Origin of the sequence: Mycobacterium sp. NAZ190054 (assembly GCF_001545925.1) — a bacterium.
Classification (GTDB): Bacteria; Actinomycetota; Actinomycetes; order Mycobacteriales; family Mycobacteriaceae; genus Mycobacterium.
This window is the reverse complement of the sequence record NZ_LMVQ01000110.1, coordinates 1-10,792: the sequence shown is the minus strand read 5'-3', so window position 1 is coordinate 10,792 and position 10,792 is coordinate 1. Positions and strand designations below refer to the sequence as shown.

5 protein-coding genes and 2 pseudogenes are annotated in these 10,792 nt (G+C 68.4%); 2 read left to right on the top strand and 5 right to left on the bottom strand.

The window, feature by feature from the left end; all coding sequences use genetic code 11:
- Window positions 1–126: 126 nt before the first annotated feature.
- A pseudogene (locus ASJ79_RS09570) lies at window positions 127–1,305 on the top strand (SulP family inorganic anion transporter); the annotation flags it as partial.
- A gap of 2 nt (window positions 1,306–1,307) precedes the next feature.
- Here the strand turns inward: ASJ79_RS09570 and ASJ79_RS09565 are convergent.
- The 3 genes from ASJ79_RS09565 to gltB form a co-directional block, all read right to left on the bottom strand.
- Window positions 1,308–1,877 carry a TIGR03086 family metal-binding protein gene (locus ASJ79_RS09565; protein WP_067954525.1) on the bottom strand — a complete coding sequence of 190 codons (570 nt, stop codon included), beginning with the start codon at window positions 1,875–1,877 and terminating at the stop codon, window positions 1,308–1,310.
- Window positions 1,878–2,438: 561 nt separating this feature from the next.
- Window positions 2,439–3,905, bottom strand: coding sequence for a glutamate synthase subunit beta (locus ASJ79_RS09560; protein ID WP_067954522.1), 1,467 nt, complete (start codon window positions 3,903–3,905; stop codon window positions 2,439–2,441).
- Entirely contained in the window at window positions 3,898–8,505 is a 4,608-nt protein-coding gene (gene gltB, locus ASJ79_RS09555) for a glutamate synthase large subunit (protein WP_067954520.1), read from the bottom strand. The genes ASJ79_RS09560 and gltB overlap by 8 nt, the downstream gene beginning before the upstream one ends.
- Before the next feature lie 633 nt (window positions 8,506–9,138).
- Between gltB and ASJ79_RS09550 the strand changes: the two genes are divergently transcribed.
- Window positions 9,139–9,939 carry a hotdog fold thioesterase gene (locus ASJ79_RS09550; RefSeq protein WP_067954519.1) on the top strand — a complete coding sequence of 267 codons (801 nt, stop codon included), beginning with the start codon at window positions 9,139–9,141 and terminating at the stop codon, window positions 9,937–9,939.
- Between the two features lie 73 nt (window positions 9,940–10,012).
- Here ASJ79_RS09550 and ASJ79_RS09545 read toward each other — a convergent pair whose 3' ends face one another.
- Complete coding sequence (locus ASJ79_RS09545) at window positions 10,013–10,561, bottom strand: Dps family protein (RefSeq protein WP_067954517.1); 549 nt, start codon at window positions 10,559–10,561, stop codon at window positions 10,013–10,015.
- A 77-nt stretch (window positions 10,562–10,638) separates the two neighbouring features.
- Window positions 10,639–10,792 (bottom strand): annotated as a pseudogene (locus tag ASJ79_RS30855) (DNA-3-methyladenine glycosylase 2 family protein); the annotation flags it as partial.

Here is a 10,792-nt window from a genome sequence, read left to right as displayed (position 1 = left end):
GAGCAGATCGCCCGCGCGCAATTCGAGGTACCGCGGGGCTGACGGCCTCACCGAGGCCCGGGGCCGGCGGTGAGGACAAGTTAACGAGTTCTCAAAGCAGCACGGTTCCGCCCGTTACCCGCAGCCGGCCCGCCGGGCGAGCGCACCCTGCCCACCGCCTGGCGCGCCGTCGCCCACGCCGACTGGTCCCAGGCCGTGAAGACCCTCGGGGTGATCGCCTTCGTCGCCGCCTTCATGGTCGTGCTGCCCCGGATCCACCGGGGCATCCCGGAGTCGCTCGTCGCGGTCGTCGCCGCGACCGTGGCGGTGACGGTACTCGGGGTTGCGGTCGCCACCATCGGCGAGTTGCCGTCGCATCTGCCGGCACCGACGCTGCCCCATGCCGATGTCGGCGCGCTGCGGGAGTTGCTCGGAGCAGCGCTTGCCATCGCGGCGCTCGCCGCGATCGAATCCCTGTTGTCGGCACGGGTGGCCGCGACGATGGCGGCGACGGGACCCTACGACCCGGACCGCGAACTCGTCGGCCAGGGCCTGGCGTCGGTCGCCTCCGGAGCGTTCGGCGGCATGCCGGCCACCGGCGCGATCGCACGCACCGCCGTCAACGTCCGGTCGGGCGCGCGCACAAGGCTCGCCGCGATAGTGCATTCCCTGGTGCTGCTGGGCGTCGTCTATCTGGCGGCCGGCCCGGTCTCGGCGATTCCGCTGGCGGCGCTGGCCGGTGTGCTGATGGTGACGTCCTTCCGGATGATCTCGCGGTCGACGGTTCGGAAGATCCTGTCGTCGACCCGCTCCGATGCCGTGACGTTCCTCCTCACCGCTGCGGTCACCGTGTGCTTCGACCTGATCGAAGCGGTCCAGATCGGGATCCTGGTGGCGGCGTTCTTCGCGCTGCGCGGCGTGGCTCGGCGCAGCAGTGTGGTCCGTGAGGAACTGCCCGCGCCGTACCGCCCGGGCGATGAGGAGATCGCGCTGCTGCGGCTTGACGGTGCGATGTTCTTCGGTGTGGCCGAACGGATCTCGACTGCGATCATCGACAGCGACCATCCCCGCACCTCCGTGGTGATCATCCGCATGTCCCAGCTGGGCATGCTCGACGCCACGGGCGCGAACACCCTGGCGCAGATCTGCACCGAGTTGGAGGCCCGCGGCATCACGGTGATCATCAAAGGGGTGCGGCCCGAGCACACCGCGCTGCTGGCCAACGTCGGCGTCTTCGAGTCACTGCGCCACCAGAGCCACCTCGTGGACACCCTCGACGACGCGATCGAACACGCCCGGACCCACGCCGGTGGGCGGCCGCACTGACATCATTCCGCGGCCCAGCCCGGATCGCGGCCGGTCAGCCCGAGCACCCTGGCGAGCAGCGGCGCGCCCTGCGGCACCGGCACCGGTGCCGCGAACAGTCCTTCGACCGGGTCCTCGGCGAACGCCGAGACGTGCGGCAGCAGGATTTCCAGTTCGCGCTGCGCCACGTCGTAGCGCAGCTGCGCGGACACCGCCACATCCCACCCGTGCACGACGACCTCGCCGAGCGCGATCATGCCGCCGAGCTCAGCCGGGAAGTCGACGCCGCCGGCCCGCGACATGCCCTCCCACGCCGCAGGGTCCCGCCAGGCCTCCCCCAGCGCGGTGAGCCGGGACGAGTACGAGTCGCGCCAGCCGGGTTCGGGCCGCTCCCCCAGTTGTGGCGGGGTGTCGGTCAGCGGCCCGAACTCCTTGCGCGCGGCTGCCTCGAACGCCGGTGCCAGAGCTCCGATGTGGGCGATCAGCGCACCCAGATCCATGTCGCGGCACGGTGTGGCGGCGGTCAGCTGGTCGTCGCTCACCTGCCTCAGCAGCGCAGCGGTGCGGGCGCAGGCCTCGGTCATGTCGATCATGCCGGTACTGACCGTCCGGCACTGCGGAACTCATCGGCCCCAAAACAGCAAAATCGGTGGAGGATCACGAACCGATAACGGCTAAGCAAACGAACCGTCACGACAGGCGTCAGCGACGTAACTGGCTGCCCAAAAGTTCGCTAGACGCCGTAACGCGAGAGCTCGTCGGCGGTGATGAGTCGCTCGGCTTTGGCGGGAAACTCGCGGCTCTTGACCGGGTGACGGAACAATGTCCAGGCGATTCGACCCACCCGGGTCCGGGTAATCGGGTTAAGGTGCATGGCGATTACTCCTGCGGTGTGCAATAGCTGAACCGGGGAGCCACCTTACCCCAGCCCCCTTATCAAGTCATTAGATACCCGACCTCCGGCAAACTGTGGTCGCCACGCCGAAAAAAGATCGGATGTTTCTGTAGTGACTGATGTGACTCAAGTGGTGACGTGAGACCGTATCGAGACCGTCGATGAGGTGATCCCGTGCCCTGCAAGCCCGGCGGGGACCGCTCAGGGGCCGCAAACTGTTACGAACTTGCGACCTCCGAGCGGACTCGGCGGCGGGCAGCTAGCGCTGCGGCGCGGCGGTGGGCTTGATCGGTGCGGGCAATGCCGAGTTGCCCGTGAGGTAACGGTCCACCGCGGCGGCCGCGGCGCGCCCCTCGGCGATCGCCCACACGATCAACGACTGGCCGCGTCCCATGTCGCCGGCCACGTACACGCCCGGCACCGAGGTCGCGAACGCGTCGTTGCGGGCGACGTTGCCCCGTTCGTTGATCTCCACCCCGAGATCGGTGAGCAGGCCCTCGCGTTCGGGTCCGGTGAAGCCCATCGCGAGCAGCACCAGGTCGGCGTCCATCTCGAAGTCCGTGCCGTCGACCTTCTCGAACTTGCCTGCGTTCATCACGACCTCGTGTCCGCGCAGTCCGGTCACGCGGCCGTTCTCGCCGAGGAACTGCTCGGTGTTGACCGAGTAGACGCGCTCGCCACCCTCCTCGTGCGCCGACGTGACGCGGTACATCAGCGGGTAGGTGGGCCACGGTGTGGAGTCCGCACGGGTCTCGGGCGGCCGCGGCATGATCTCGAACTGGTGCACGCTCAGCGCGCCCTGCCGGTGCGCGGTGCCGAGGCAGTCGGCTCCGGTGTCGCCGCCGCCGATGATGATTACCTTCTTGCCCTTGGCGGTGATCGGCGGCTGGCCGTCGGCGTCGACCACGGGGTCGCCGAGCTGGACCCGGTTGGCCCACGGCAGGTACTCCATCGCCTGATGGATGCCGTCGAGCTCGCGACCGGGGATCGGCAGGTCACGGCGCGCTGTCGCGCCGCCGGCGAGCACCACCGCGTCGAACTGCGAACGCAGTTGTGCGGCGGTGATGTCGACCCCGACGTTCACGCCGGCACGGAATTCGGTGCCCTCGGCGCGCATCTGGTCGAGGCGCCGGTCGATGTGGCGCTTCTCCATCTTGAATTCGGGGATGCCGTAGCGCAGCAGGCCGCCGATGCGGTCGTCGCGCTCGAACACCGTGACCTGGTGGCCGGCCCGGGTGAGCTGCTGCGCCGCAGCCAGGCCGGCGGGTCCGGACCCGATGACGGCGACGGTCTTGCCGGTCAGCTTGGTCGGCGGCAGCGGGACGACCCAGCCCTCCTTGAAGGCGTTGTCGATGATCTCGACCTCGACCTGCTTGATGGTGACCGGATCCTGGTTGATGCCGAGCACGCACGACCCCTCGCACGGCGCCGGGCACAGCCGCCCGGTGAACTCCGGGAAGTTGTTGGTCGCGTGGAGGCGCTCGATGGCGTCGCGCCACCGCGCGGTGCGCACCAGGTCGTTCCACTCCGGGATCAGGTTGCCCAGCGGGCACCCGTTGTGGCAGAACGGGATACCGCAGTCCATGCAGCGGGCGGCCTGTGTCTTGAGGGTGTCGTGGGAGAAGTCCTCGTAGACCTCTTTCCAGTCCTTCAGACGCAGGTCGACCGGGCGGCGCTTCGGTGTCTCGCGCTGCGTGATCTTCAGGAAGCCGCGCGGGTCAGCCATTTGCGGCCGCCATGATCGCCTCGGCGACACCGTTCTCGTCCGCGCCGCTACGCTCGGCGTCGGCGATCGCCTGCAACACCCGCTTGTAGTCGCGCGGCATGACCTTCTTGAACTTGCGCACTTCCGATTCCGATCCGTTCCATCCTGCCAGGATGCGTTGCCCCACTGCTGATTCGGTGGCGTCGACATGCGCCTGGATCAACTCGCAGACGAAGACGCCGTCTTCGGAGTCGACGCCACCCATGTCCTCGATCTCCACCATCTCGGCGTTGAGGTTCTCGAGCAACACGTCGTCCGGGTCGTACACGTAGGCGATTCCACCCGACATACCCGCCGCGAAGTTGCGGCCGGTGGGACCGAGGATCACCACGCGTCCGCCGGTCATGTACTCGCAACCGTGGTCACCGACGCCCTCGACCACCGCGTAAGCCCCGGAGTTACGGACCGCGAAACGCTCGCCGACCTGACCGCGCAGGAACATCTGGCCGCTGGTGGCGCCGAACAGCACCACGTTGCCGGCGATGATGTTGTCCTCTGCCACATAGGCCGCGGGCGCGTCGTCCGAGGGGCGCACCACGATCCGGCCACCGGACAACCCCTTGCCGACGTAGTCGTTGGCATCGCCGTAGACCCGCAGCGTGATGCCCTTGGGCAGGAAGGCGCCGAAGCTGTTGCCCGCCGACCCGTCGAAGGTGATGTCGATGGTGCCGTCCGGAAGCCCCTGTCCGCCATAGGCTTTGGTGACCTCGTGGCCGAGCATGGTGCCGACGGTGCGGTTGACGTTGGCAATGGTGGTCGAGAACCTGACCGGCGTGCCGCGATCCAGCGCCTCGCGGCACTGCGCGATCAGCTGCTGGTCGAGCGCCTTGTCCAACCCGTGGTCCTGCCGCGAGCTGCAGTACAGGTCCTGGTTCATGAACGCGGACTCCGGCTCGTGCAGCACCGGCGCCAGGTCCAGCTTGTGGGCCTTCCAGTGTTCGGCGGCCTGGGTGGTGTCCAGCGCCCCGACCTGGCCGACCATCTCGTTGACCGTGCGGAACCCCAACTGCGCCATGAGTTCCCGCACCTCCTCGGCGATGAAGAGGAAGAAGTTCTCGACGAACTCGGGCTTGCCGTTGAAGCGCTGACGCAGCAGCGGGTTCTGGGTGGCCACGCCCACCGGGCAGGTGTCGAGATGGCAGACCCGCATCATGATGCAGCCCGTCACGACCAGCGGCGCTGTGGCGAAACCGAATTCCTCGGCACCGAGCAGCGCGGCGATCACCACGTCGCGGCCGGTCTTGAGCTGGCCGTCGACCTGCACGACGATGCGGTCACGAAGACCGTTGAGCAGCAAGGTCTGCTGGGTCTCGGCCAACCCGAGCTCCCATGGGGCGCCCGCGTGCTTCATCGACGTCAGCGGGGTCGCGCCGGTGCCGCCGTCGTGACCGGAGATCAGCACGACGTCGGCGTGCGCCTTCGAGACGCCGGCCGCGACCGTGCCGACACCGTTCTCCGACACCAGCTTCACGTGCACCCGCGCCTGCGGGTTCGCGTTCTTCAGATCGTGGATCAACTGCGCGAGATCCTCGATGGAGTAGATGTCATGGTGCGGCGGAGGCGAGATCAGGCCCACCCCCGGCGTGGAGTGCCGCACCTCGGCCACCCACGGGTACACCTTGTGCCCGGGCAGCTGACCACCTTCACCGGGCTTGGCGCCCTGGGCCATCTTGATCTGGATGTCGGTGCAGTTGGCCAGGTAGTGGCTCGTCACGCCGAACCGGCCCGACGCCACCTGCTTGATCGCGCTGCGCCGCCAATCGCCGTTCTCGTCGGGGTCGAAGCGTGCGACGGACTCGCCGCCCTCACCCGAGTTCGACCGCCCGCCGAGCCGGTTCATCGCGATCGCAAGGGTCTCGTGCGCCTCGGCTGAAATCGAGCCGTAGCTCATCGCGCCGGTCGAGAACCGCTTGACGATCTCGCCGGCCGGTTCGACCTCGTCCAGCGGCACCGGTGGCCGTTCGCCCACCCGGAACTTGAGCAGGCCGCGCAGCGACGCCATCCGCTCGCTCTGGTCGTCGACGAGCTTGGTGTACTCCTTGAAGATCGAGTACTGCCCGGTGCGGGTCGAGTGCTGCAGCTTGAAGACCGTGTCCGGGTTGAAGAGGTGGTACTCGCCTTCCCGGCGCCACTGGTACTCGCCGCCGACCTCGAGCTCACGGTGTGCCCGCTCGTCGGGACGGTCCAGGTAGGCCAGTGCGTGCCGGGCGGCGACGTCGTCGGCGATGTCGTCGAGGTCGATGCCGCCGACCGGGCAGGACAGCCCGGTGAAGTAGTCGTCGAGCACCTTCTGGCTGATGCCGATGGCCTGGAACAGCTGCGCGCCGGTGTAGGACGCCAGCGTCGAGATGCCCATCTTGGACATCACCTTCAGCACGCCCTTGCCGGCGGCCTTGACGTAGTTGGCCTTGGCCTGGTCGCTGCTGATGCCGGTGATGACGCCGCGGTCGACCATGTCCTCGATCGACTCGAAGGCCATGTACGGGTTGATCGCGGCGGCGCCGAAGCCGCACAGCGCGGCCATGTGGTGCACCTCGCGGGCGTCGCCGGCCTCGACGACGAGGCCGACCTTGGTGCGGGTCCGGTCCCGGACCAGGTGGTGGTGCACGGCCGAGACCGACAGCAGCGACGGAATCGGCGCCATCTGCTCGTTGGACTCGCGGTCGGACAGCACGATGATGCGGGCGCCGTCGCGGATGGCCGCCGACACCTTGGCCCGCACGTTGTCCAGCGCCTCCTTGAGGCCCTGCCCGCCGCGGTTGACCGGGTACAGGCAGCGGATCACCGCGGCCCGCATGCCGTGCTTGTGGCCGCGGATCTCGTGGTCGGGATCGACGCAGATCAGCTTGGACAGGTCGGCGTTGCGCAGGATCGGCTGCGGCAGCACGATCTGCCGACAGGATTCGGCGTCCGGGTTGAGCAGGTCGCCCTCGGGTCCGACGGTGCCCTGCAGGCTGGTCACCACCTCTTCCCGGATGGCGTCCAGCGGAGGGTTCGTGACCTGCGCGAACAGCTGCTGGAAGTAGTCGTAGAGCATCCGCGGACGCGCCGACAGCACCGCGATCGGGGTGTCGGTGCCCATGGAGCCGAGCGCCTCGGCGCCGGTGCGCGCCATCGGCGCGACCAGCAGGTTGAGTTCCTCGTAGGTGTAGCCGAAGATCTGCTGCCGGAGCACCACGCGGTGGTGCGGCATGCGCACGTAGTCACCCGGGGGCAGTTCGTCGAGGTGGAACAGGCCGGCGTCGAGCCACTCCCGGTACGGCTGCTCGGCGGCCAGCTCGGCCTTGATCTCCTCGTCGTCGACGATGCGGCCCTGCGCGGTGTCGACGAGGAACATGCGGCCCGGCTGCAGGCGCATCTTCTGGACGACGGTGGCGGGATCGAGGTCGAGCACGCCGGCTTCGGAGGCCATCACGACGAGACCGTCGTCGGTCACCCAGATCCGTGACGGCCGCAGGCCGTTGCGGTCGAGCACGGCGCCGATGACGGTGCCGTCGGTGAAGCACACCGCGGCGGGTCCGTCCCACGGCTCCATCAACGAGGCGTGGTACTGGTAGAACGCCCGGCGGGCGGGATCCATCGACTCGTGCCGCTCCCAGGCCTCCGGGATCATCATCAGCACGGCGTGGGGCAGGCTCCGCCCACCCAGGTGCAGCAGTTCGAGGACCTCGTCGAAGCGTGCGGTGTCGGACGCACCCGGGGTGCAGACCGGCACCACCTTGTCCAGGTCGGCGCCGCCGAACACGTCGGTCTTGATCAGCGCCTCACGGGCCCGCATCCAGTTCTCGTTGCCGGTGACGGTGTTGATCTCGCCGTTGTGCGCGACCCGCCGGAACGGGTGCGCCAGCGGCCAGGACGGGAAGGTGTTGGTCGAGAAACGCGAGTGCACGATGCCCAGCGCGCTGGTCAGCCGTTCGTCCTGCAGGTCCAGGTAGAAGGCCTTGAGCTGCGGCGTGGTCAGCATGCCCTTGTAGACGAAGGTCTGCCCGGACAGGCTCGGGAAGTAGACGGTCTCCCGTCCGGGGCCGTCCTGCCCGGGACCCTTGGTGCCGAGCTCGTGTTCGGCACGTTTGCGCACCACGTAGGCGCGGCGCTCGAGGTCCATCCCCGAGGCGCCGCCCAGGAACAGCTGCCGGAAGGTCGGCATCGCGTCGCGGGCCAGCGCGCCGAGCGAGGATTCGTCGGTGGGCACGTCCCGCCAGCCGAGCACCTGCAGTCCCTCGGCCTCGGCGATCTTCTCGACCGCGGCGCAGGCGGTGGCGGCGTCCTTGGACGACTGCGGCAGGAAGGCGATGCCCGTCGCGTAGCTGCCCGCCTCGGGCAGTTCGAAGTCGCAGACCGCGCGGAAGAACTCGTCCGGAACCTGCAGCAGAATGCCGGCACCGTCGCCAGTGTTCGGCTCGGCACCCTGCGCACCACGGTGTTCGAGGTTGAGCAGCGCCGTGATCGCCTTCTCGACGATGTCGCGGCTGCGGCGGCCGTGCATGTCAGCCACCATCGCCACCCCGCACGCGTCGTGTTCGAACGCCGGGTTGTAGAGCCCTTGACGACTGGGAGCCATTCCCACCTACCTCTTAGTTCACGCGTCTCGGCGGAGAGTTACGGACGGCAACCGTGGACGAGAGCGTTAGCCGGTTCTGCGATGGAGGCGCCTTCGTGCAGCACTGAACGACGGCCCTTTTTCCCATGCGCCATAAGTGCTCAAAACGATATGACAAAGGGCCCCTGACATGCCAACTTAGCCCTGCCTAACAAAGTTCGCCGGGCGACCGGGGCGCGCATGCCGCAGATTCTCAGGTCACAACTGAATAACGTTGCTGCGCTGGTATTTTCGGCTGCAATCAGCGTGCGCCGACAAAGTGCGGGCTGGGTCACATCTCGGGGTCGCGCTCAGCGGGAATTTGCTGAGGAGATGGTGGTGACGCGGTTGCGCTGCGCCGATGGACGTGAATATCTTTGCGCAAAGCCTTTCCGGATTCTTAGGAATTCACAGCATCGGCTCTCACGCGCCCGGGCCGGCCCGGCAAACCCCGCCGACGAGCCCGCGGGCACGGGTGGAATCAGCGTACGGACAGCGAGAAACGATGCCGGGCAAGGCTTCTCGCCTGCTCCGTGGCGGCATCCGCGCAGAACCTGAGCACCCCACATACCCCGCGGGGGTATGCAGGGTGATTTCGGCCGTCAAGCTGCAGGAATGCCCTACCCGCTCAGCACCCCGCTCGGCCGCTTCGGGATCGAGACCGCCGAGGAGAGCCCGGACCGCTGCGTCGCGTCGATCCCGGCCGCCGGCCTGGTGAACCCCCTGACCGGCGCCGCGACCACCGCACCCCTGGCGATGCTCGTCGATCACGCCGGGGGCCTGATCAACCATGCCCGGCGCGGCTCCGGGGAGTGGACGGTGTCCAGTGAACTGTCCCTCGAGGTCGTCCCCGAGGCCGTCGACCTGATCGGGGCCGCACCCGGAGGCCACGTCGTGGCGGTGGCCCGGCCGTTGGGCCGCAAGGGCTCGGTCGCGCTGGGCGTCTGTGAGCTGAGTGTGGGCGCCGAGATGATCGCCACCGCGACGGTCCGGTCGTTCTACATCACGGTGCCCGCCACGCTCGCCGCGTGGCCCGACGGACCGGCAGGCACGCTCCCCGGACCCCGCCTGGACCAGATGATGGCGGTGCAGATCGCTGAATCCGGCGGTGCCGCAGCCGTTCTGGTGCAGAACGACGACGCGGTGCTCAACAACAGCGTCGGCGTGGTGCACGGCGGCGTGTCCTCGATGGGGCTGGAACTGGTCGGCAACGCCGCGGTCAACCGGGCCGCGACGGGCGAATTCCGCACCGCGTCGCTACGGGTGAACTTCCTGCGCCCGCTTCACGGCGGTGGTGAGGCCCACTACCGCGCCGAGGCGACGCATGCCGGGCGCAGCAGCGCCGTCGCCGACGCGCAGGCGGTGGGACGGGACGGCAGGACGGCCATGCGCGCACGGTTGACCGCCTACCGCTGACAGCGCAGAGCGCCGCCGGGGAACCGCCGCCACCCGGTGCGGGACGACGTGCTCCCCGGCGGCCGTCGGGGCGTTACGACTTCTTCTTGGCCTTCGATGCCGCAGCCTTCTCGGTCGAGGCACCTTCGTTGACCAGGTGCCCGCCGGAGTTCTCCAGGTGCGCCCGCACGAACCATTGGAACTTCTCCAATTCGCCGGCGTGCGAGATCAACATGTCCTGGGAGACCAGATCGAGTTCTTCGAGTTGCTCGATGCTCTTGCGGGTGTCCTCGATGACGCCGGTGTAGACGAGGTCGAGCGCCGCCAGATGCGCCTGGACGGTGTCCCGGTTGACCGAGTAGTCGTCCCAGGTGCGGTCGTTGATGATGGCGCCGGGGGTGCCCAGCGGGGAGGTGCCCAGTGCCGCGATCCGCTCGGCCACCTCGTCGGCGTAGCCACGGACCAGCTCGACCTGCGGGTCGATCATCTCGTGAACCCCGATGAAGTTGGGCCCCACCACATTCCAGTGCACATGCTTGAGGGTGAGGTGCAGGTCGTTGTACCTGCTGAGCGCTTTCTGCAGCAGCTCGGCGACTTCAGCTCCCTGCTTGTCAGTCAGGCCGGGAACGGTGAACGCAGTCATTGCTTGCTCCTTCGCGATCGACTGTCCCGCCCCGTGTACCCGGGTGTGTGGGCAGGTAATCACCAGTGCCGGTCAGGTCACAGGTCGGCGAGGTGCGGGATCGGCAGCCGTGGCCCGAAGCGCGGCTTGAACGCCAGACCGCTGACTTCCAGCAACCGCACCGCACGGTGACGGTGCGGACGCAGCGGCTCGAGGAGCTGGACCATCTCGGGGTCGTCGATCGGGTGCCCC

Excerpts from the sequence above, each read along its gene's own strand:
- ASJ79_RS09565 (WP_067954525.1), bottom strand. The coding sequence starts at position 1,877 with ATGATCGACATGACCGAGGCCTGCGCCCGCACCGCTGCGCTGCTGAGG.
- ASJ79_RS09560 (WP_067954522.1), bottom strand. The coding sequence starts at position 3,905 with ATGGCTGACCCGCGCGGCTTCCTGAAGATCACGCAGCGCGAGACACCG.
- gltB (WP_067954520.1), bottom strand. The coding sequence starts at position 8,505 with ATGGCTCCCAGTCGTCAAGGGCTCTACAACCCGGCGTTCGAACACGAC.
- ASJ79_RS09550 (WP_067954519.1), top strand. The coding sequence starts at position 9,139 with ATGCCCTACCCGCTCAGCACCCCGCTCGGCCGCTTCGGGATCGAGACC.
- ASJ79_RS09545 (WP_067954517.1), bottom strand. The coding sequence starts at position 10,561 with ATGACTGCGTTCACCGTTCCCGGCCTGACTGACAAGCAGGGAGCTGAA.